16 protein-coding genes are annotated in these 21,353 nt (G+C 67.4%); 7 read left to right on the top strand and 9 right to left on the bottom strand.

The features are described 5' to 3' along the window. The first annotated feature begins 26 nt into the window (after positions 1 to 26). Together BST27_RS03565 and BST27_RS03560 are read left to right on the top strand one after the other, a co-directional pair. Positions 27 to 665 carry a hypothetical protein gene (locus BST27_RS03565; protein ID WP_069421470.1) on the top strand — a complete coding sequence of 213 codons (639 nt, stop codon included), beginning with the start codon at positions 27 to 29 and terminating at the stop codon, positions 663 to 665. Continuing rightward, positions 662 to 1,351, top strand: coding sequence for a hypothetical protein (locus BST27_RS03560; protein ID WP_069421449.1), 690 nt, complete (start codon positions 662 to 664; stop codon positions 1,349 to 1,351). The genes BST27_RS03565 and BST27_RS03560 overlap by 4 nt, the downstream gene beginning before the upstream one ends. Positions 1,352 to 1,382: 31 nt before the next feature. Here the strand turns inward: BST27_RS03560 and BST27_RS03555 are convergent, their stop codons facing one another. Together BST27_RS03555 and BST27_RS03550 are read right to left on the bottom strand one after the other, a co-directional pair. Beyond that, positions 1,383 to 1,904: a helix-turn-helix domain-containing protein gene (locus BST27_RS03555; protein WP_069421450.1), complete on the bottom strand. Its 522-nt coding sequence runs from the start codon at positions 1,902 to 1,904 to the stop codon at positions 1,383 to 1,385. Next, a complete protein-coding gene (locus BST27_RS03550; protein WP_069421451.1) occupies positions 1,901 to 4,849 on the bottom strand; it encodes an MMPL family transporter in 2,949 nt (982 codons plus the stop codon). The genes BST27_RS03555 and BST27_RS03550 overlap by 4 nt, the downstream gene beginning before the upstream one ends. Before the next feature lie 286 nt (positions 4,850 to 5,135). Here BST27_RS03550 and BST27_RS03545 point away from each other — a divergent pair, with 286 nt between their 5' ends. Next, positions 5,136 to 5,693, top strand: a complete 558-nt coding sequence (locus BST27_RS03545) for a hemophore (protein WP_069421452.1) — start codon at positions 5,136 to 5,138, stop codon at positions 5,691 to 5,693. Positions 5,694 to 5,712: 19 nt separating this feature from the next. On the opposite strand, the gene BST27_RS03540 is transcribed toward BST27_RS03545, so the two are convergent. Both BST27_RS03540 and BST27_RS03535 read right to left on the bottom strand, forming a co-directional pair. Further along, positions 5,713 to 6,900: a lysylphosphatidylglycerol synthase transmembrane domain-containing protein gene (locus tag BST27_RS03540; RefSeq protein ID WP_069421471.1), complete on the bottom strand. Its 1,188-nt coding sequence runs from the start codon at positions 6,898 to 6,900 to the stop codon at positions 5,713 to 5,715. 130 nt (positions 6,901 to 7,030) lie between these two features. Continuing rightward, entirely contained in the window at positions 7,031 to 7,381 is a 351-nt protein-coding gene (locus tag BST27_RS03535; protein ID WP_232007402.1) for an STAS domain-containing protein, read from the bottom strand. Positions 7,382 to 7,467: 86 nt separating this feature from the next. Here BST27_RS03535 and BST27_RS03530 point away from each other — a divergent pair, with 86 nt between their 5' ends. Further along, the gene (locus BST27_RS03530; RefSeq protein ID WP_069421454.1) at positions 7,468 to 8,643 is read left to right on the top strand and encodes an AI-2E family transporter; all 1,176 of its coding nucleotides are present in this window, start codon (positions 7,468 to 7,470) and stop codon (positions 8,641 to 8,643) included. Positions 8,644 to 8,652: 9 nt separating this feature from the next. Here the strand turns inward: BST27_RS03530 and mmpL3 are convergent, their stop codons facing one another. From mmpL3 to trmB, 3 genes are all read right to left on the bottom strand, one after another. Continuing rightward, a complete protein-coding gene (gene mmpL3 / locus BST27_RS03525) occupies positions 8,653 to 11,526 on the bottom strand; it encodes a trehalose monomycolate exporter MmpL3 (protein ID WP_069421455.1) in 2,874 nt (957 codons plus the stop codon). 83 nt (positions 11,527 to 11,609) lie between these two features. Beyond that, the gene (locus BST27_RS03520; protein ID WP_069421456.1) at positions 11,610 to 12,338 is read right to left on the bottom strand and encodes an NYN domain-containing protein; all 729 of its coding nucleotides are present in this window, start codon (positions 12,336 to 12,338) and stop codon (positions 11,610 to 11,612) included. Then, positions 12,335 to 13,183, bottom strand: a complete 849-nt coding sequence (gene trmB / locus BST27_RS03515; protein WP_069421457.1) for a tRNA (guanosine(46)-N7)-methyltransferase TrmB — start codon at positions 13,181 to 13,183, stop codon at positions 12,335 to 12,337. Before trmB ends, BST27_RS03520 begins: the two co-directional genes overlap by 4 nt. Before the next feature lie 97 nt (positions 13,184 to 13,280). Between trmB and BST27_RS03510 the strand changes: the two genes are divergently transcribed. The 3 genes from BST27_RS03510 (at position 13,281) to BST27_RS03500 (ending at position 17,908) form a co-directional block, all read left to right on the top strand. After that, positions 13,281 to 14,390, top strand: coding sequence for a hypothetical protein (locus tag BST27_RS03510; RefSeq protein ID WP_069421458.1), 1,110 nt, complete (start codon positions 13,281 to 13,283; stop codon positions 14,388 to 14,390). After that, positions 14,387 to 15,934, top strand: a complete 1,548-nt coding sequence (locus tag BST27_RS03505; RefSeq protein WP_232007404.1) for a hypothetical protein — start codon at positions 14,387 to 14,389, stop codon at positions 15,932 to 15,934. The genes BST27_RS03510 and BST27_RS03505 overlap by 4 nt, the downstream gene beginning before the upstream one ends. 144 nt (positions 15,935 to 16,078) lie before the next feature. Then, positions 16,079 to 17,908, top strand: a complete 1,830-nt coding sequence (locus tag BST27_RS03500) for a phosphoenolpyruvate carboxykinase (GTP) (RefSeq protein WP_069421460.1) — start codon at positions 16,079 to 16,081, stop codon at positions 17,906 to 17,908. Positions 17,909 to 18,015: 107 nt separating this feature from the next. Here BST27_RS03500 and mdlC read toward each other — a convergent pair whose 3' ends face one another. Further along, positions 18,016 to 19,635 carry a benzoylformate decarboxylase gene (gene mdlC, locus BST27_RS03495; RefSeq protein WP_069421461.1) on the bottom strand — a complete coding sequence of 540 codons (1,620 nt, stop codon included), beginning with the start codon at positions 19,633 to 19,635 and terminating at the stop codon, positions 18,016 to 18,018. Between the two features lie 169 nt (positions 19,636 to 19,804). Beyond that, complete coding sequence (locus BST27_RS03490) at positions 19,805 to 21,352, bottom strand: sensor histidine kinase (RefSeq protein ID WP_069421462.1); 1,548 nt, start codon at positions 21,350 to 21,352, stop codon at positions 19,805 to 19,807. Position 21,353 lies beyond the last annotated feature (1 nt).

Genomic DNA, 21,353 nt, shown 5'->3' with positions numbered 1-21,353 from the left:
CTATTTTCGAGTGCAACGATCGGGCCATGCCTGACCAGGAGGAAGCCACCAAGGTGGCCCGTGCTGAGGACCCGGAAGCGGACGACGACGACACCGACGAAGAACAGTCCGGTCCGACGTTCACCGTCTACGGCATCGCCTCGGCGGTGCTCGGCGTGGTATCGATCGTCGCGATTGTGCTGGGTGTGCTGATTTACCAGGCGCGCCGCGAAGACTCCGGCGAGCGGATTTATCTGACCAAGGTCATGCAGGCCGCCGCCGAGTGGACGAACGTCCTGATCAACATGAACGCCGGCAACGTCAACCCCAGCCTGCAGAAGCTGCGCGATGGCACGGTTGGACAGCTCAACACCGACTTCGACGCGGCGGTCCAGCCCTACCGCCAGGTGGTGGAAAAGCTGCAGACACAAAGCGTCGGCCGAATCGAAGCGGTTGCCATCGAATCGGTTCATCATGACCTGGACACCCAACCCGGCGTGGCCCGTCAGGTGGTGACCACCAAACTGCCCGCCTTCGCCAGTCGGGCGGACTCGGTGATGGTGGTGGCGACGTCCGTCGCCGAGAACGCCGGCGCAAAACCGCAGACCGTGCACTGGAACCTGCGGCTCGAAGTGTCCGACATCGAGGGCAAACTGATGATCTCCAAGCTGGAGTCGATCAAATGAGAAACGCGTTCCGGCTCCTGGCCTTCGACATCCTGGCTCCGTTGGCGGCGGTCGCCGGGCTGCTGGCGATCGGCAATGTGCTGGTGTGGCCGTGGTGGTGGATATCGGCGTGCACGGCCTTGGTGCTACTGATCATCGAGGGAGTGGCGGTCAACTTCTTTCTGTTCCGCCGTGACGCGGTGACGGTCGGTACCGACGACGACGCCCCCGGACTGCGCTTGGCGATCGCCTTCTTGTCCGCCGCCGCGCTGTCTGCGGCGGTGGTGACCGGATACACCCACTGGACGAAGCCGGACCGCGAGTTCAAGGAGAACAGCCGAACGGTGGTCCGCATCGCCAGCGGAGTAGCCGAGGCGGTGGCGTCGTTCTCACCGGGCGCGCCGGGGGCTTCGATGGATCGCGCGGCGGCGATGATGGTGCCCGAGCGGGCCAACGAGTTCAAGCAGCAGTACGCCAAGTCCAGCCAGGAGATGATCCAGCGCAAGGTCACCGCCCAGGCGACGACGCTGTCGGCCGGGGTTGAGGCGATCGGCCCGACGGCGGCCAGCGTGGCGGTGATCCTGCGGGTGACGCAGAACGCGCCCGGCGAGCAGACCAGCCGGGCGGCTCCGGCGGTGCGGGTGACGTTGACCAAGCGCGGCGATGACTGGCTGGTCGAGGATGTGACGCCGCTGAACTCGCGCTAGCCGGGCGACCGGACCGGCTGACCGGACCGGCTCAGTTGGCTTCGGCGGTCGTCGACTTCACCCGGACGAACCGGTCCGACAGCCGTCGCATCCGAATCATCAGGGACGCCGACGGGCTGACGGCGCCGTCCAGGTAGGCGGTCAGGTCGTCGGGGCTGACGCCGATGCGGGACGCAAATTCCGGCTGGCTCAGGCCCGACCGGTCCACGAGCAGCTTCACGTGCCGGGCCACCTCGGCGCGTTCGTTGGCCGCCAGGTGGGCGCGGGCGCGTTCCAGCACCTCCCACAGCGCCTTGGAGATGCCGTAGCGGGCACCCGCCAGGACTTCCTCCACCTGTCGTGCCGTCCGACCGTACGGGTCGCGCTTGAGTGCGGTGGCGATGCGCTTCCACGTGGCGATGTCGCCGCTCTCCAACGCCTCGCGGATCGCGGCGGTGGACCAGAACTCCACCGGCTGGTCTTCGAGGCGGTCACCGTTGTGCTCTCCGTGAGGTCCGCGGCGGCGCGGCGGCGGTGCGGATGCACCCTTCCAGCGGTCGGCTGCCAACGTCACCTCGCCTCCTCCAGCATCGCTACGGCCACCGCCAGGCAGCGTCGCCTGACCAATTCCCAGTTTGCCCTGTCTTCCGGCTCGGCTTCCCCCGCGTCCAGGTCGGACGGGCAAGGATCCGCCAGTCGGCGAACCAGCTGAGTCGCCATCCATTGCCGCGTCGCACGGGAGCCGGGTGGTTGACAACAGTAATACCTGTCCATGTGACCGAGCACCGCCGCGGCGGTCTCGGGCTCGACAGCGTCGACCATGTCTGCAAGTTCGGCGTAATCGCGTCTGCTGTTACGGGACATGATCAAGTAGCCCTTGAGACGCAGTGCTTCGGCGCAGGTCGGGATCGAGAGCCGGTCGCCGGTGGGGAGCTGAACGTTGGTGGTTTCGACGGGACTGCTCCGCGCGAAGGTGGAGCGGGTTGCTGCGCTTGTTTGTAAGGCGTCCAGGGCCACCGACAGCCGTCCGCGCCACACCGTCACCGGATGGACCGGGCGCTCGCTCCACGACTTCGCCCGCCCGATGCCAGTGCGATACGCCTGGCCGACGCTCCTGCGTGCCTCGGTTCTGTCGGCGGAGGCGAGGACCAGCTCGTCGCTCGCCGCTTCCTCGGCCTCCGGCCGGGTGCGTCCGCAGCCGGTGAAGGCCAGCGGATCCGACACGCAAATGGCGTCGGGCGCAAGGGTTTTCAGCCTCGCTGCGGACTTGATCACCATCCGTACGTCGGCGCTGGGCGGGACGGTCGCGGTGATGTCCTCCGGAATGACCACGACGTCACCGAGGTCGACGTCGGGCAGCGGACGGTCGAAGTCGACCGATGGCAAAATCCGGCCCAACCAGCCGGGCAGCCACCAATTCCACTTGGCGAACACCGCCATCAGGGCCGGGACCAGCACCAGACGAACAATGGTGGCGTCGACGGCGATCGCCACCGCGCACGCGACGCCGATCTCGGCGACCAAGGGCATGCCGGCGAAGGCGAACCCGCAGAAGACGGCGATCATGATCAGGGCGGCACTGGTGATCGTGCGAGCGCTGGTGCTCACGCCGTAGGCGACCGCGTCGCGGGTGTGGCCGGTGCGCAGGAAGCGTTCCCGGATCCGGGCGAGCAAAAAGATCTCGTAGTCCATCGACAAGCCGAACGTCATCGCCAGCACCAGCGGCGGCACAGTGCTGTCGATCGAATTGAGCGCGGGGAAGCCCAGTCGCTCGGCCCAGCCCCACTGGAAGATCATCACCAGGCTCCCGTAGGCCGCCGCCACCGAGAGCAGTGTCATCAGCACGCCTTTGAGCGCCAGCAGAACCGAGTGGATGGAAATCAGCAGCATCAAGAAGGCGATCAGCGCCACGAAGAGCAATACCAGCGGCTCCGTCGTCGACACGCGCTCATCGAAATCCTTGATCAGCGCGGTGGGGCCGCCGACCTCCACGCGCGCGGTTCCGATGCCAGACACCGCATGCAGGTGAGTGCGCATCCAATCGACTGTCTGCCGCGCCGCCAGGTCTTCGGGGTCGACGGTCAAGACGGCGTTCAGTAGCGCGCTGCGGTTGTCGTCGCCGAATTCCGGCGGCGCCACCGTGGCGACGTTGGGTGCCTGCGTCATGTGCTGCCGAATCCCGGCGAGGATCTGGGCGTGCTCGGGCGACGACGCGTTGCCGTCCGGGAAAGTGACCAGAACCTGCACCGGGCCCATCGCGCCGGGGCCCAGCGCGTGGGATGCGGCCGCCACACCGGACCGGATCTCGTGCGCCGAGTCGAACTGACGCAGCAAGCTGTTGCCCAACACCATCTGCGTCGCCGGTGCCGCCATGACGAGGAGGACGCTCGACGCGGCGAGCGCCGACATCCAGGGCCGGCGCATGACCCAGGTGACCCAGCGGGTCCAGAACCTCGAGACGGTGGTTTCCGGGCGCCGCGACCAGTGCAGCAGCGACGACCTCTTGGCCGCGGCCCGGCCGAACGTGGCCAGGATCGCCGGTGTCAGCGTCGCCGACGTCAGCATCGCGACCGCGACCGCGAGGATCGCGCCGGTGGCCATCGACCGCAGGGCCGGGGTGTTGATCAGGTAGATGCCGGTCAGCGACGCGACGACCGTCATCCCGGACAGCACCACCGCCAGGCCGGAAGTAGCCATCGCCGCGTCGACGGCGTCCTGCGGTTGCCGCCCGGTGCGCAACTCCTCGCGGAAACGCATCAGGATGAACAGCGAATAGTCGACGGCCAGCGCGATGCCGAACATGGACACCGTCGATGTCACGAACACCGACATGGTGGTGTGCATGGACAGCAGATAGACCAGTCCCATGGTCACCACGACCGTGCAGATGCCCAGGGCCAGCGGGATCGCCGCGGCCGCCAGCGAACCGAACACCGCGAGCAGGACGATCAGGATGATCGGCAGGTTCCACTTCTCGGCCGCGGCGATGTCGTGCTTGGTGTTCGCCGCCGCGGCGGCCGACAACGCGCCTTGACCGATGACGTACAGGCGCACCCGACCGTTGGCGGTTTCACCGGCCCGGTCACCGGTGATGCCCACCTTTTGCCGCAGCTTCTTGGCGACGTCGCTGGTGCCGGGGTTGCGGGCGTCCAGGCGCAGTGACACCACGTAGGGCCGGTCGGGCTGGGGTGGCCGCTGAGTGGGATTGGGTGCCTCGGTGACGCCGGGGATTTCGCCGGCGATCCGTCGGAGCTCCGCGACCGCGTCGTTGATGTCCTGGTAACTGGCGTCTGGGCGGGGTGCCGCCACCAGAGCCAACGACGATGCGCCCAGGTCTGGGTATTGGGCGACGAGTTCGTCATGCACGGCCAGCGACTGAGACCCGGCGACCTCGAAGCCACCACCGGTGAGATTCCCCGACTGCGTCAGCGCGAGGTAGATCGCCGGCACCAGTGCTAGCAACCAGCCGGTAAAGACAAACCAGCGAAATCTGCGCAGGTTGCGGCTCAGCCGCATCATGAACTGCTGGATTTCTGCACTCCCCGTATTGCTCGCTCAACGCGTGCGACGAGCCTACCCCAGCAACCTATGTATTTATCCGGGTTTGCGGTATCTGAGCTGCGACGACGTGATTTTTGTCCGGAACCAGGGGGTTCGTTACGGAGCCGTTGTCAGGCCGTTGCCGGCCCGTTGGCGGGCCGGCACCGCACTCGCTTGGCTTGGCGGCGACACCGTTTGGGATGGCAGGATGAGCTTTGGCCGCGCGTGGGGGGAGATCATGCGCCGACCCCTTGAGGAGTGATTCATGAAGCCAAGCACTGTGACCATGCGCCGCGGCTTGTTCGCCGTTGTCGCCGCAGCCGCAGTCCCTGCCGGGAGCGCACTTTTCGCCGCCCCCGCGGCGACGGGCGCCCCGGACCCGTGCCAGGCCAGCGAAGTCGCCCGGACCGTCGGCTCGGTCGCCAAGAAGACCGGTGACTACCTGGACGAGCATCCGGACGCCAACCAGGTGATGACGTCGGCCCTGCAGCAGCAGGCCGGTCCGCAATCGCTCGGGCCGGTGAAAAGCTACTTCGAGGCCAACCCGAAAGTCGCTGGCGACCTGCAGGGGATCGCGCAGCCCCTGACTGTTCTGTCGGTGCAATGCAAGCTGCCGATCACCCTGCCGCAGGCACTCAGCCTGGCCCAGGCCGCCCAAGGCGCGGGCGGCTTGCCCAACCTGCCGCAGGGCGCGCCGGGCACGTCGCCGTTGGGCGGAACCGCTGCCGGCGGAACCGCGGCGGGTGGCACGCCGGCAACCGCGCCGGCGGCTGGGCAGCCAACCGGTCCGCTGCCGGGACCGGCGCGGACCAATCCCCGCTGACCCGCACGCTCGCGCGCGGTCAAGGTTCCGGCTCCCGGTCGAGTGGCGGTAACGGACCCTGCAGGGCGCTTTCGGCCGGATCCTCGGCGCCCCGTTGGATGGGCACCCGTAGTTCCGGATCGGTGGGCGGGTCTTCGGAATCCGTGTCGGCGGCCTTCTCCGTGCGGAACATGAAGAAGAACACCACCCAACCGATCGCGGCGATGAACAGCCAGCTGATCAGCCGGTAGATCAGCATCGCCGAGATGGCATTGGGCAGGCTCATGCCCGCCGAGACCAGGCCGGGCACCAGCACCGCCTCGACCACCAGCAGGCCACCCGGCATCAGCGGAATGGTGCCGACCGCGCGGGCCGCCGCATAGGACACCGTCAGCCCGGCCACCGAGGCATGACCCCCCGCGGCGTAGGCGGCGAAGCCCAGACAGGCCACGTCGGCGACCCAGTTGAACAGCGACCAGCCGAACGCAACGCTCAGGTCGCGTCGGCTCAGGCTCACCGACTCGAGCTGCATCAGCAGTTCGCGCCACTTCGCCAGCCCGGTGTCGGCCGGTTTGCCGCGAATCGAGTTCAACCGCACCAAGATTCGGACGCCGATTCCCTCGATCAGCTCCGGCCGCGAAGCGACCGCCTGGGCCAGCAGCAGGAACGTGACGAAGCCACCCAAAGTGAACAGCAGCGAGAACGGGTTGTTCTTGGCGCCCAGAAAAAGTGCGCCGCCCAGACCGAGCAGCGCCAATCCCACCGCCTGCAGCACACCCGACATCACCAGCTGCCACGACGCCACCACCGTCGACGCGCCCCAGATGCGTTGCTGGCGGAGCAGGAACGTCGCCGAGATCACCGGTCCGCCCGGCAGCGTGGTGCTCAACGAGTTGGCGGCATAGAACGCCGCTTCGGACCGCAGTTGCTTGACGTGCACGCCGGCCGACGCCAGCAACGTGCGTTGGATCTGGGCGAAACTGTGCATCGAGGCGGCCGCGGCCGCCATCGACGCGAGCAGCCACCACCAATCGGCCTCGAACATGCTGCGCCACGCCTTGGCCAGTTGGTCCCAGCCCAGGGCCACCTCGACGGCCAGGGTGATCGACACAATGCCGAGGACCACCCACCGCAACCACCAGTACCTGCCGCGCGGGGCGTCGCCGCCGCGAGCCGCCGGGAATCCCAGGCGGGGGCGGAGCTTTCGGATGGGTGCGTCATACGACACCGACTTAGGGTAACCGCGCAGGTTGCGAGGCCATACCTGCACGTCGCGGACGTGTCAGGGTCGTTCCAGGGCCGTGATCGGATCGTGCCGGGGGTGTGCTGGGCCGGCCGATGCGGATGCCCAGGGGCGGCTAACGTCCGCGCATCGCGTCCGTCAACGTGGGGTACACGTCGATGACCTGATCGATGCCGACGATGTTGAGCGGCCGAGCCGTGGCCGGCCCGTCGGCCGCCACGCGCAACGCGGTGGGGATCTTCGCCGTCAGACGGTTGGCCTCCACGAGCAAGGTGATGCCGGCCGAGGACATGAAGTCGACGTCGGTCAGGTCCACGACCAGGACGGCCGGGGCATTCGTCAGAGCCAAGTCGAAATGGGTTGCCAGCGACGGCGCGGTCATCTGGTCCAGGGCACCTCTGACCTGCAGCACCACGGTCTCACCGCAGTTGCGCCGGATTACGCCGAACTCTTCGCTTCGTGCCATTGCCGCGCTCATACGCCAGTGAGTACCCGGCATGGCCCACATCATCCCTCGCAGGTGATATTCCCCTTGCCAGATACGCTTGCCCAGTGTCGGCAAGGCTGGACGACGAATCGGTATCCCCCCTGGTCCGTAAGGCCGCCGCGTGGTCGTGGCGGCTGCTGGTCATCCTGGCCGCCGCGTTGGCGTTGCTGTGGGTGATCGACAAGCTGGAAGTGATCGTGGTGCCGGTGCTGCTGGCACTGATGGTCAGCGCGTTGCTGGTGCCCGCGGTGGACTGGCTCGACAAGCAGGGGCTGCCACGTGGCGCGGCGGTGACAGTGGTCATCCTTGGCGGCTTCGCGGTGCTGGGCGGCATCCTGACGTTCGTCGTCACCGAATTCATCGTGGGTCTGCCCGATCTGGTCAAACACGTCGAGCGCAGCATCGACACCAGTCGCAGGTGGTTGATGGAAGGCCCCGCGCACGTGCGCAGCGAACAGATCGAACACGCGGGCAACGCCGCCATCGATGCGCTGCGCGACAACCAGGCGAAGCTGACCAGCGGCGCGCTGTCCACCGCGGCCACCATCACCGAACTGCTGACCGCCGCGGTGCTGGTCCTGTTCACCCTGATTTTCTTCCTCTACGGCGGCCGCAATATCTGGCAGTACGTGCAGAAATTGGTCCCCGCTCATGTCCGCGACCGCGTCCATGAAGCCGGGATCGCGGGATATGGGGCGCTGACCGGATATGTGCGGGCGACGTTCCTGGTCGCGCTCACCGACGCGGTCGGGGTGGGCGCCGGTCTGGCGATCATGGGTGTGCCGCTCGCGTTGCCGCTGGCCTCCATCGTGTTCCTCGGCGCCTTCGTGCCGCTCATCGGTGCCCTCATATCGGGTCTGCTGGCCGTGGTGGTGGCGCTGCTGGCCAAGGGCCTGCTGTATGCGTTGCTGACCCTCGCCCTGCTGATCATCGTCAACCAGCTCGAGGCCCACATCCTGCAGCCACTGGTGATGGGCCGCGCGGTGTCGATTCACCCGTTGGCGGTGGTTCTGGCCATCGCCGCGGGCGGCGTGCTCGCCGGCATTGTGGGTGCCCTGCTCGCGGTCCCGACGGTCGCGTTCCTGAACAACGCGATGCAGGTGTTGCTGGCCAAGGATCCCGAAGAGGAAGCCGCCGAGCAGGTGGACAGTAACGCCGAGAACGACACGGCCATAGTCGCGGCCAAACCCGACGACCCCGAGGGCGGCCCGGCCGACAGCGCCGGCCCCGATGACGACTAGTCCGGGCGGCTAGAGCCGACCCTCGCGACGCAACAGGTCCTGGGCAGACAACCCGCCGCCCGCGCGACGGCGCTGCCGGGTGCTGTCGGTGCCGTTCTCCCCGCCTGCCTGGGCGTTGAACTTCTCGGTGGCCGCCTCGGTCTCGTCACCCTCGGCCCGTTGAGCCGGGATCGCTGCGGTCCGGTCGGCCGCCTCTGTCCGGGCGGGGCTGGAGGCTGGACTTGCCATCTTCCCGGTCTCGCTGGCCGACGGCGGTGCCGGCGGCGGCGCGGGCCTCGATGGAGGCTGCGGTGGCGGCGGGGCGGCGTTGAGCGGACCGCGGGTGGGCTGCGCGCCGCCGGGCGCGGACAGACGTGCCGTCGGTGGCTCAGTGGTTTGCGACTGACCGGTGGGGGGAGCCGGCAGCTTGTTGGTGGGCGCGGCCGACGGGCTGTTCTGGGTCGTCCTGCCTTGCGGAAGTGCGCTCGGGCGCGCCCGCTGCGGCGCCTCGAGGGCGCCGGGGTGGGTCGGGTCGTGCGGCGCCCGCGGGTGGGCACCCGCTGCGACCAGCGCCGCGGTGACTGGTGGGCGCGGGCCGCGTCCGGTGCCACCGGCGGGGGACTTGCGCTCGTCGGGCAATTGGATCTCGCCCAGGCCGATGCGGTTCTGCACGCGGCGCATCCAGCGCGGCGCCCACCAGCAGTCGTCACCGAGCAGCTTCATCACCGACGGCACCAGGAACATCCGCACCACGGTCGCGTCCAGCAACAGCGCGGCCATCAGCCCGAACGCCAGGTATTTCATCATCACCAGGTCGGAGAACACGAACGAACCGGCGACCACGGCAAGGACCAGCGCGGCTGCGGTGATCAGGCGACCCGTCGTCGCCGTACCTATTCGGATGGACTCCTGGGTCGACATGCCGTTTTCTCGCGCTTCGACCATGCGGGAGACCAGGAACACCTCGTAGTCGGTGGCGAGGCCGTAGCCGACCGCCACTACCAGAGCGATGATCACCACCATCAAGGGCGTAGGCGTGAAATTCAGCAGCCCGGAGCCGTGCCCATCGATGAATATCCAGGTCAAAATGCCCATGGTGGACCCGAGTGTCAGTACGCTCATCACCGCCGCCTTGATCGGCAGCACCACCGAGCCAAAGGCCAGGAACATCAGCAGCATGGTGGTGGTGATCAGCACGATCACCATCAGCGGCGCCCTGTCCACCAGGCTGTGAATTGAGTCCTGTTCCAGGGCGGGCGTACCGCCGACATAGACATTGATGCCCTTCGGAGGCGTCATTGCACGTAGCTCTTGGAGCTTGTCAGCGGCGTCATCCGGGTCGACCAACGCGTTCTGCAAGACGCGTACTGTCGGATCCTTCGAGCCGCCCGGCGCCTGCGCCCGTTCTTGCCACATGTCGTCGTGGTTGTTGTTTGGCGCAATGAACCCGCTGATCGTCATCGCCTTGCTTCTCACATCGGCGATCTGCTGGTCGCTGACGGGCTTGCCGTCGGTCGTCTGGATGACCAGCGTCAGGGGATTGGTCCGGTAGCCGGGGAAGAGCGTGTCGAAGTGTTCCTGCGATAGCCGCGCCGCGTTGTTGGGTGGCAGATACTTCTCGCTCATGCCACCCAGCGACATGTTGCCCAGCGGGATCCACAACAGGATCATTCCGACGGAGATCGGGATGGCGAACGCCAGCGGACGCTTCATAACGAAGTTGGTCAGCTTGCCCCAGAAGCCGGCCTCGACCTCTTCGCGGGTCTTGGTCTTCTGTAGCCGATCGGCCAGCCAGTTCAGGTAGGCGCGCGAAACCTTCCAGTCCCGGAGGAAGGGCACCCGGAACGCGGTCCGGACGCCGAGCGCGTCGACGTGTCGACCCAGCACGGCCAGCACCGCCGGCAGCAGGGTGATCGACAGGATGGCGGCCAGGCCGACCGCGGCGAGCAGCGCGTAGGTCAGCGACTTCACAAAGCCTTGCGGCAGCAACAGCAGGCTCGCGCCCGAGGCCATGATCAGCACCGCCGAGAACACCACTGTCCGGCCGGCCGTCATCACCGTGCGGCGCACTGCGGCCTCGGTGTCGTAACCCTCGGCGATCTCTTCTCGGAATCTGCTCACCACGAACAGGCCATAGTCCACCGCGATACCCAGTCCGATGAGCGACACCACGGGCTGGGCAAAGAAGTGCACCGGCCCGAACACCGCGATCAGACGCAGGATGCCCAGAGCGCCCGCGATACTCAAGCCGCCGACCATGACCGGTAGGCAGGCCGCGACCGCGCCTCCGAACACGAGGAACAGCACCACCGCGACCATCGGCAGCGCCAGGACCTCCATGCGCCGCTGGTCCGTGGCGATCGTGCCGGTCAGTGCGCTGGCGATCGGTTGCAGGCCGGCCAACTGAACCGTGCCGCCGTCCAGCTTCTGCAGGGCCGGTTCGATCTTCTTGTAGTTGGTGAGAATGGTGTCGTCGTCGTCACCCTTCAGCGGTATGGACACGAACGTGTAGTGCTTGTCGTCCGTGGCCATGCCCTTGATGATTGGGCTGGTGCTGTCGGGCGCGCGCAGGTAGCCGGCCCAGCCGAGGACCTCGTTGGGGTGGTCTTCGACGAACTTGTTGAGTTCGTCGGTGATCTTCTTCGACCACCCCGGATCGTTGACAGTCTTGCCGTCCGGGGCTTGGAAGATCGCGACGATGTGACCCGTCCGGTCGCGGCCGTAGACTTCGTCGCCCAGGATGGACGCCTTTACCGACTCGCTGCCCTCGTCGTAGAAACCACTCTGCGTGACGTGCTTGCCGAGACTGAGCCCGAAGACGCCGCCGAAGAGGCACAGTGCCACCGTGATCCCGATTACGATGAACCGGTACCGGTACACAGTTCGACCCCACCAGGCGAACACGTAAGCTCCTTACTGGATCTGTAGCGACCCGCGCATTGCTCTTCAGTTCTTGTCAGTCGCGTCGAGTCAGACGCGTTCGTTTGTCACCCACGCGAGGTCAGCAGCGAGGACAGCGGCCGGAACGGCTGCAGCCATGCGCCCTGCTCGGGTAGCGAATCTAGGCCGATTCGCGGGAGCGGTTCTCGAAAAACACCCGCGATGTCCTCGAGGTCGACGAACTCCAAGCTATCCGACGCTAGCGCCCAACTAGCGTGTTCACGAAATCCGAGCACTTGAACAGGGGTTCCGCCGTGCGCGACCTCTTCCAACGGCTGGCGGAACGCCTGCCCGTCGGCCGACGCCACCATGAGCGCCGCGAGCCCCTCCCGGTAGCGGCGCTCGATGTGCTGAAGCATGTCGCGGTCAACGTCGCTGTCCTCGTCGATCTTCGGCTTGGCGAAGACGGCGAACCCGACGTTGCGCAGTGCGTCCACCCACGGCCGGACCACTTCGGCGCTGCCGGGTGCGATGTTGGTGAACACGGTCGCCTCGGGTTCGACAATGACATCGGGGCGACTCAACGCGAACTCGGCGGTACGAGCCAACAGCCAACGACCCAGCGCGTCGAAGCGGGGACGCTCCAGGGCCGTCGGCCGGCGCCCGAGAATCGAGCCCAAGCCCATGTCGAGATTGGGGGCATCCCAGACCAGCAGGACGCGCCCCACCGGCTTGGGGATGCCGGCCAGGCCTTCGGGGGCCAGACCCTCGGGGGTCAACGCCGGCTGAACGAGTGGTTCGGGCGGCTGTACGGTCACTTCTTCGGTGAGGCTCATGGGGCGTTCTGGTCTCCGGATTGTGTCACTTGCCCCCGCTTCTTCCATACATAGTCGGCGACGGCGCTGCCCGCCTCGTGGGCTTTCGACTCGTACTTGGTGGTGGGGCGGACAACAGAGATCGGCAGCGCTTCGGAACCGGGGTCCACGCGAACGAGTCGGGGTTCGGCGTCACCGACTGTGGCGATGTGTTCGGCGTAGCCGGGGTGGTCGGTCGCAGCATGCAGGACACCACCCGGGAGTAGCCGGTCAGCGATCAAGGCAACCGTCGCCGGCTGCAGCAAGCGGCGCTTGTGGTGGCGGGCTTTGGGCCAGGGGTCGGGGAAGAACACCCGCACACCGGTGAGTGACTCCGGGCCGATCAGGTGTTGCAGCACGTCGAGGGCGTTGCCACGGATCAGCCGGATGTTTTCCACCCCGGCACTGTCGATCGCGCACAGCAGTTGGGCCAGCCCGCGCCGATAGATCTCCACCGCGATGACGTCGATGTTCGGCTCGTCCTGCGCCATCGCCAGCGTTGAGGTACCCGAGCCGCAGCCGATCTCGAGGACCAGCGGTGCCTCGCGGCCGAACCAGGTTTTGGTGTCCAACGGCTCGCGCGGTGTCGGCTCCGCGGCCTGGGTGTGCGACGGGGCCTGCATCCCGAGCCGTGGCCACAGCCGATCCCACGTTTCGCGCTGCGCGTTCGACAGCGCCGAACGACGGGCGCGGAAACTGGTGGGCGGGAGGTAGCCCCAAGCACTGTGCTCGCGGTTGCTGTGCTCGGAATCCGTGGGCTCGGAGTTCATGGGAACGGGACACACCCCCACTCCGGGCCGCGCATGCATTTGTCCATGGTGGCGCATGAACCTGTGGTGTAGCCGCCCGTGGTCCAGATTGATACCCAACAGTTGCTTTCAACTGGTAGCGGACGGGCGCCTGGCTCGCGCATCGACGAGGGGAATGCCACCATCAGGGAAGCATCGGGGGAATGCAGGCCGGGGGACAAGGGGGCAGCCGATTTTCTCCGATGAACTGGCACGATTATCGGCCAGAGTCGCTGATCCACGGGTGCGGGCAATCGCGGAGCGGGCCGGGGAACCTGTCCGTGTTGCCGTTCGCGGACGTCGAGGTGTGGGCTGCCGCACGGCCGTGCGTGCCTTGCAGGGTTGGTTGGACGGCGTCGTGGTCTCGCGCGGCGAGGCGGAGCCTGCTGGCATTTGTCGCCGGGCCGAAATGCGGGCCGAAATAGAGGTCGAAATAGAGGTCTATGTCGTCGCCGAAGTTCTGAAGCCCGAGGACCACGATGCGCTGACGGCTCGTCCGCCGGTGCTGGTGCTGTTGAACAAGGCGGATCTGACCGGATTCGGTTGCCCAACCGGACCGCTTGGCGCGGCGCGGGCCCGGTGCGAGCAGCTGGCCGAGCGGGCGGGGTTGCCGGTAGCACCGCTGATCGGGTTGCTCGCCGTTGCCGCGTTCGACGACTTGGACGACGCGTGCTGGGCGGCGCTGCGGGCACTGGCCGCGCACCCCGACGGCGGCGCCTGCCTCGACCGATCCTTCGCCGGATTCCTGGCGGCGGATCTCCCGGTCGCTACCGAGGTGCGGCAGCGATTGCTGGACTCGTTGGACGTGTTCGGCATCGCGCTCGTCGTGGCGGCGCTGCGGCGCGGTGCCGGCCAGGCCGAGGTGCGCGCCTTGTTGCGTCGGGTCAGCGGCGTGGACGGCGTCACCGCCAGGATCAGAGCCGCCGGGGCCGAGGTGCGTTATCGGCGGGTGCTTGAAGCCGTCCGGGAACTCGAGGCGCTGGCCGTCACCCAACCGGAGATCGGCGACTTCCTGCGCTCGGATGAGGCCGTGCTGGCCCGCATGGCTGCGGCGGCGGACGTGGTGCACGCCTGCGGGTTGGAGCTCGGGCCGGACGAACCATTGGGGCGGGCGGTGCGGTGGCAGCGCTACAGCAGGGAGTCGGTGAACGAGCTGCACCGCGCGTGCGGTACCGATATCTCCAGAGGAGCTCTACGTCTTTGGTCCCGAAAAGGAGGGGGGATGGTGTCGGGGAAGGCATGGTGATCGGCCCCTCCCGCGACGACCCCACTGCACGGGTCGACGCGATGGTGGCGGCGATCGGTCCACGGCTGGGTGTGCCCACCATCAACCGCCGGGGGGTGGTCCTGGTGACCGGTCCCTGGCTGGCGGGAGTGACCGGCGTGGTCATCGCATTGCGCGAGCGGTTGCCGCAAGGCGTCGTCGAGTCGTCGGACTTGGCTCTCGGCGATGCGCCGACGGCCGTGATTTTCGTCGTTTCCGCTGCGGCGCCGATCACCGAATCCGACTGCAGGTTGCTTGACGCCGCCGCGGCGAACACCGATGCGGTGGTTTGTGTGGTGTCCAAGATCGACGTGCACCAACACTGGCGTGAGGTGCTGGCGGTCAATCGCGAACGGCTGGCCGCGCATGCACCGCGTTATCGGCTGGTGCCGTGGGTGGGGGCGGCCGCCGCCCCCGAGTTGGGTGAGCCGCAGCTGGACGAGTTGGTTTCCACCGTTCGGGGCCAGCTCGCCGATTCGGATCTGGCGCGGCGAAACAGGTTGCGGGCGTGGGAATCTCGGCTGCAGGCGGTGACGCGGCGATTCGACCGCGAGGTGGCGGGCGCGGGCCGGCAGGCAAGGGTGGACGCCCTGCGTGAGGAACGCGGCTCGGCGCTGCGGCGACGCCGCGAGGCGCGGTCGGAAACCACGATCGCGCTCCGGGGTCACATCCAGCGGGCCCGCGCGCAGCTGACCCACTTTGCCCGCAACCGCTGCGCTTCGCTGCGCAGCGAGCTGCAGCAAGACATCGCGGGCCTGTCCCGAAAGCAGGTCGCCGGATTCGAGGCGTACACCCGCGACCGGGTCCAACAGGTGGTCGCCGAGGTTGCCGAGGGTGTCGACGCTCAACTGGCCGAGGTCGCCGAGACATTGGGGGCGCCGGGGCAGGTACCCCCCGCCGAGCCGCCCCCCACCGTGGAGTTCGCCGCCCCGCCGCTGAAATCGCGGCGGCTGGAGAACCGGCTGATGTTGCTGCTGGGTGTCGGGTTCGGGCTGGGTGTGGCGCTGACGCTGAGTCGCGTCGTCGCCGGTCTGGCACCTCGCTTTGCCCCCGCTGCGGTGGGGGCAGGGATCGCGGCCTGCGTGGTGATCGGCCTGGCACTGACCCTCGTGGTGGTGCGCACCCGGGCTTTGCTGGCCGACCGTGCCGTCTTGGCGCGCTGGATCGAGGAGGTGATCGCCGCGCTGAGGTCGGCGACCGACCAGTTGGCCGTCACCCGGGTGGTGTTGGCCGACTCATTGCTCAACACCGAGATCAGTGCCGGCGACGAGGTCGAGAACGCCCGAGTCGCGGCCCGGGTGAGCGTGATCGACGCCGAATTGCGGGAGCACGCTATCGCCGCCGCTCGGGCCGCGGCGATGCGCGACCGGGAGATGCCGACGATCTGGGCCGCGCTGGACGCGGTACGCGCAGAACTGGGAGAACCGGATACGCCCACCGGTGGCCAAGGAGTGGCCGGACCGGGCGCAAGGGGTGGTTCAGGCGAGAAATCACCCGGCGGGGGACCTTCTGAATCGGTCTTGTGAGCAGTCTTATACCCCTCCGCAGCTTCGGCGACAAGTGATGCGCGATAACCTGTATAAAAGCGCTAACTGTTGCTGGCGGCTGCGCACGAAAACTGACAAACCGATAACTGGCCATTACTTCGCTACAGATTTCAGGAGAGTTCGATGACCTCAGCGACCATCCCCGGGTTGGACAACGCGCCGACGAAACACCAGGGACTGTTGTCCTGGGTACAGGAGGTCGCCGAGCTCACGCAGCCCGACCGGGTGGTGTTCACCGACGGCTCCGACGAAGAGTTCAAGCGTCTGACCGACCAGCTGGTCGAGGCGGGCACGTTCAAGCGGTTGAACCCCGAGAAACATCACAACTCCTTCCTGGCCCTGTCCGACCCGTCCGACGTCGCCCGGGTGGAGTCCCGGACCTTCATCTGCTCCGAGCGCGAGATCGATGCCGGCCCGACCAACAACTGGATGGACCCCAACGAGATGCGGGGCATCCTGACCGACCTTTACCGCGGCAGCATGCGCGGCCGCACCATGTACGTGGTGCCGTTCTGCATGGGCCCGCTGGGCGCCGAGGACCCCAAGCTCGGCGTGGAGATCACCGACTCCGAGTACGTCGTCGTTTCGATGCGCACCATGACCCGGATGGGCAAGGCCGCGCTGGACAAGTTGGGCGACGACGGCTTCTTCGTCAAGGCGCTGCACTCGGTGGGCGCCCCCCTCGAGCCCGGTCAGAAGGACGTTCCGTGGCCGTGCAACGAGACCAAGTACATCACCCACTTCCCGGAGACCCGCGAGATCTGGAGCTACGGCTCCGGCTACGGCGGCAACGCGCTGCTGGGTAAGAAGTGCTACTCACTGCGGATCGCGTCGGCGATGGCCCACGACGAGGGCTGGCTGGCCGAGCACATGCTGATCCTCAAGCTGATCTCGCCGGAGAACAAGGCGTACTACTTCGCCGCGGCGTTCCCGTCGGCGTGCGGCAAGACCAACCTTGCGATGCTGCAGCCGACCATCCCGGGCTGGCGCGCCGAGACGCTCGGTGACGACATCGCCTGGATGCGGTTCGGCAAGGACGGCCGTTTGTACGCGGTCAACCCGGAGTTCGGCTTCTTCGGGGTGGCGCCGGGCACCAACTGGAAGTCCAACCCCAACGCCATGCGGACCATCGCCGCCGGCAACACCGTCTTCACCAACGTGGCGCTGACCGACGACGGCGACGTGTGGTGGGAGGGCCTGGAAGGCGACCCGCAGCACCTGATCGACTGGAAGGGCAACGACTGGTACTTCCGCGAGACGGAAACCACTGCGGCGCACCCCAACTCGCGGTACTGCACCCCGATGTCGCAGTGCCCGATCCTCGCGCCCGAGTGGGACGACCCGGAGGGCGTGCCGATTTCGGGCATCCTGTTCGGCGGCCGCCGCAAGACCACGGTCCCGCTGGTCACCGAGGCCCGCGACTGGCAGCACGGCGTGTTCATCGGCGCCACCCTGGGCAGCGAGCAGACCGCCGCGGCCGAGGGCAAGGTCGGCAACGTGCGCCGCGACCCGATGGCCATGCTGCCGTTCCTCGGCTACAACGTGGGCGACTACTTCCAGCACTGGATCAACCTGGGCAAGAACGCCGACGAGTCCAAGCTGCCGAAGGTGTTCTTCGTCAACTGGTTCCGCCGCGGCGAAGACGGCCGCTTCCTGTGGCCGGGCTTCGGCGAGAACAGCCGGGTACTGAAGTGGATCGTCGACCGCATCGAGAACCGGACCGGCGGCCGGACCACCCCGATCGGCACCGTTCCCTCCGCCGAGGACCTGGACCTCGAGGGCCTGGATGTCGACGCCGCCGACGTGGCCGCCGCGCTGGAGGTCAACGTCGAGGAGTGGCGTCAAGAACTGCCGCTGATCGAGGAGTGGCTCGAGTTCGTCGGCGAGAAGTTGCCGACCGGCATCAAGGACGAGTTCGAGGCCTTGAAGCACCGCTTGGACGAGGCCGAGTAACCCGCGAACAGACGCAAAAGCCCCCATTCCTGACCGTGCGGTTTCACGCACCGGAAATGGGGGCTTTCGCGTGTGTGCAGCGACTGCGGTCGCCCGGTTGCTGCTGATCAGCCCAGGAAGGGCTGCTCTGGCTGGGTGTGCACGACGATGACGGTGGGACCCTCCGAGTTGAGTGCGGTCTTGAATTCGGCCGCGAGCGCGTCGGTGCTGTCAACGGTGACCGAGTGCAGGCCGAAACCCGCTCCCAGCGAGGCGATGTCGAGCCCGGGAAGGTCCAGGCCGGGGACGCCGGGCGTGTTCTCCAATTCGGCGAACGATTTCAGGATGGCGTACTCGCCGTTGCGGAGCACCACGAAGATGACCGGCAGCTTGTGCTGAGCAGCGGTGTAGATGGCTTGGACCGAGTATTGGAAGGATCCGTCGCCGATGGTGGCCACCACATGGCGATCGACTCCGCGTGCTCGGTCGCCGAGTGCGATGCCGACCGCGGCCGGCACGCCCCACCCGATGCCGCCGCTGCCGGTGGCGAAGAAGCTGCGCGGGTGCGTGGTAGGCAGCCATTTGAGCTGCTCGGCCAGCGTCGACGTGGACTCGTTGACCAACGCCGCATCGTCGGGCTTGACCTGACTGATCACGTGATACACCTGATCGGCGGTCAGGGGCGCCGTCGCCGGCTCCACGGTCGTGTTGACCGGCCGCGGGTGTGGCTCTGGTGCCTTTCGATCAGCGGGCACCTCGATCATGTCGACAAGTTGTTCGAGCGCGGTGCGGACGGAGCCGATCAGGCTGTCGCCCACCGGGGCCACGGACGACAGGTGTGGATCGGAAGTGATGTGTAGCAGCTCGGTGCCCTCGGGCAGGTAGTCACCGGGAACGTAGGGGTAGTACCGGAACACCGCCGCGCCGATCACGATGACGAGGTCATGGCCGCGGACGGTCTCATTCACCCCGGCGATGGTCATCGGAAGCGGTCCCATCGACAGCGGGTGGTCCTCGGGGAACGACACTCGGTCGGGCAGGGCGCTGCCGAACACCGGAGCCTTGAGCTTCTCGGCGAACGCGATCCCGGCGTCCCAGGCGTCATCGCGGTCGACCTCCGGGCCAAGCACCAGCAGGGGTCGCTGGGCTCGACTGATCCGTTCGGCGAAGGCGCGTAGCCGATCGGCGTCGGGGGCGACGCGGCCGGTGACCTCGCGGACGACCGCGGGTCCCAGCGCCGGCTGGTCCCAGTCGTCGAGCGGGATGGACAGGAACACAGGTCCGCGCGGCGGCTGCATGGCCACCGCGTAGGCCTGCATGAACGCGGCCGGCACATCCTGCGCCCGCGCCGGTTGGTAGGCCCACTTGACCCACGGTTGCGGCAGAACTGTCTCCTCCCGGTTCGCCAAATACGGGTCGGTCAACAGCATTTCGCGGGTCTGCTGTCCTGCCGTGACGATCATCGGGGTGTTCGCCTTGTACGCGGCCACCAACGATCCCATCGCGTTGCCGGTGCCCGCCGCGGTGTGCAGATTGACCAGAGCCGGCTTGCCGGTCGCCTGGGCGAACCCGTCGGCGATGGCCAGCACTGACGCCTCCTGCAGCGCGAGCACGTAGGTGAAATCGTCCGGGAAGTCCCGCAGGAAGGACTGCTCGGTTGACCCCGGATTGCCGAACACCGTGGTCAATCCCAATGTGCGCAGCAGCTCGTAGGTGACATCGTGCACCGTCTTGACCGTGTTGGACATCGGCTGGAACCTTTCTCACTGGTGGGGTGAGCGGATGTGCCCGCTGCGTGAGACTTTCGTCGGCTCCGCGCGTTGCGGCATCGCTGCCAACGGCCAACCTGAATGGAAGAAAACAGGACGCGCGGTTACCGGCTAGCAGGAATCCGCGACCGAGTCCCAGGTGGTATGGCTACTGGACCGGAGTCGCCGGTAGGCGCGCCGCTACGGTGGTGCCCTGGCCGGGGGTGCTGGAAATCTCGAATCGGCCGGATACCGCCTCGACCCTGTCCCGGAGTCCGACCAGTCCGCTACCGGCACCGGAGACGGCCCCACCCACCCCGTCGTCGGTGACCTCGAGCGTCAGGTCAGCGCCCTGGAGGAGCACGCGCACCGTCACGCCCGATGCGCGTGCGTGTTTGGCGGCGTTGGTCAATGCCTCGGCGACCACGTAGTACGCGGCGGCTTCTACCGGTTCGGGCAGCCGACGGTCGATGGAATGTTCGAGACGTACCGGCACCGGCGAGCGACGAGCCAGTGTCTTGAGTGCCGGACCTAACCCCCCTTTGGACAGGATTGCCGGGTGGATGCCCCGGGACAGCTCCTGCAGCTCGGTGTACAGGTCCGACATTCCGTTGATGAGGTTGTCCAATTGCCGGCATACGGCGGGATCCTGGTCGGAGAGTGAGGCTTCCAACGCTCGCAGCCCCAACCCCAGCGAGACGACGCGCTGCTGCGCACCGTCGTGCAGGTCGCGTTCGATCGAGCGCCGAGCCTGGTCGGCCGCAGCGACGATGCGAGCCCGGGAGGCCTGCACCTCGGCGCGCGTTTCCGCATTACCGATGGCGGTGGCCACCAGATCGGCGAAATCACAAATGCGCGTTTCGGTTTCCTGCGGCAGGGCATCGGCGCGCACCGAAGCGACGATCATCGCTCCACGCGTCGTGCCGGCGACGGTGACGGGACTGCCGACGCCCGATGTGACGCCCAAGTTTCGTAGCCGATCCGCCAAGGGGCCCTGCATCGTTCGATAGTCGGCGATTCGCGCCGGCGCGCCCGTCGTGCGGACCCGCGCTGCCACGCTGTCGCCATCAAGCGAAAGGTGTTCGCCGACTCGAAGTTTGGTCTCGTCGATGTCATACGAGGCGAGCACCACAGCACCGCCGTCGGCGGTGAATTCCACGAGCGTCACATGCTCCACATGCAGGCCTCGGGCCAATTCGGTTACCGCGACGGGGTAGACGTCACCGGGCTCGGCGCCTCGAGCGACGAGCGTGGCCACGCGGCGCAGCGCCGCCTGTTGGCGGGCCAGGGCGGCAGCCTCGCGACGACGCTCTTCGGATTCCGCCGCTTGCAGGCGAGCCTGGCTGGCCAGCGCGCTGGCCAACAGCGCCAGCGGCAGGAAGAAAAGTGTCGCGGCGAGCACGCTGTCGCCGGCCTGGACGTGGAAGTAAACGTAGATCCCCGTGCTGATCAGGGCGGTCACCAGGGCCAGCCCGAAGTTCCAGCCGGCCGCGACCAGCAGCACACCGAGCAGGTATATCGCGCCGTAGGAGTTTTGCGGCGCCGCTCGCTTCATCAGCAACACCAGAGCGGTTTCGCCGGCAATCAGACCCAGCATGGCGACAATGCCCCAACCCAGTGGTCGCGCGGTCGGGCGCAGCACGGTCGCCAACAGCCGATCGCGCCACGAGGTGCGGCGCGCCTGCTCAGCGCGGTCCGACCCGAGTGATTCGCTCATT

This window comes from Mycobacterium intermedium (assembly GCF_002086275.1).
Taxonomy (GTDB): domain Bacteria; phylum Actinomycetota; class Actinomycetes; order Mycobacteriales; family Mycobacteriaceae; genus Mycobacterium; species Mycobacterium intermedium.
Note: the sequence above shows the minus strand (reverse complement) of the source record. Positions and strands in the feature narration are given on the sequence as shown.

Coding starts and splice junctions, on each gene's coding strand:
- BST27_RS03565 (WP_069421470.1), top strand. CDS start 27: ATGCCTGACCAGGAGGAAGCCACCAAGGTGGCCCGTGCTGAGGACCCG.
- mdlC (WP_069421461.1), bottom strand. CDS start 19,635: ATGTCCAACACGGTCAAGACGGTGCACGATGTCACCTACGAGCTGCTG.
- BST27_RS03545 (WP_069421452.1), top strand. CDS start 5,136: ATGAAGCCAAGCACTGTGACCATGCGCCGCGGCTTGTTCGCCGTTGTC.
- BST27_RS03520 (WP_069421456.1), bottom strand. CDS start 12,338: ATGAGCCTCACCGAAGAAGTGACCGTACAGCCGCCCGAACCACTCGTT.
- BST27_RS03550 (WP_069421451.1), bottom strand. CDS start 4,849: ATGATGCGGCTGAGCCGCAACCTGCGCAGATTTCGCTGGTTTGTCTTT.
- trmB (WP_069421457.1), bottom strand. CDS start 13,183: ATGCGCCACCATGGACAAATGCATGCGCGGCCCGGAGTGGGGGTGTGT.
- BST27_RS03490 (WP_069421462.1), bottom strand. CDS start 21,352: ATGAGCGAATCACTCGGGTCGGACCGCGCTGAGCAGGCGCGCCGCACC.
- BST27_RS03560 (WP_069421449.1), top strand. CDS start 662: ATGAGAAACGCGTTCCGGCTCCTGGCCTTCGACATCCTGGCTCCGTTG.
- BST27_RS03500 (WP_069421460.1), top strand. CDS start 16,079: ATGACCTCAGCGACCATCCCCGGGTTGGACAACGCGCCGACGAAACAC.
- BST27_RS03535 (WP_232007402.1), bottom strand. CDS start 7,381: ATGGCACGAAGCGAAGAGTTCGGCGTAATCCGGCGCAACTGCGGTGAG.
- BST27_RS03510 (WP_069421458.1), top strand. CDS start 13,281: ATGCCACCATCAGGGAAGCATCGGGGGAATGCAGGCCGGGGGACAAGG.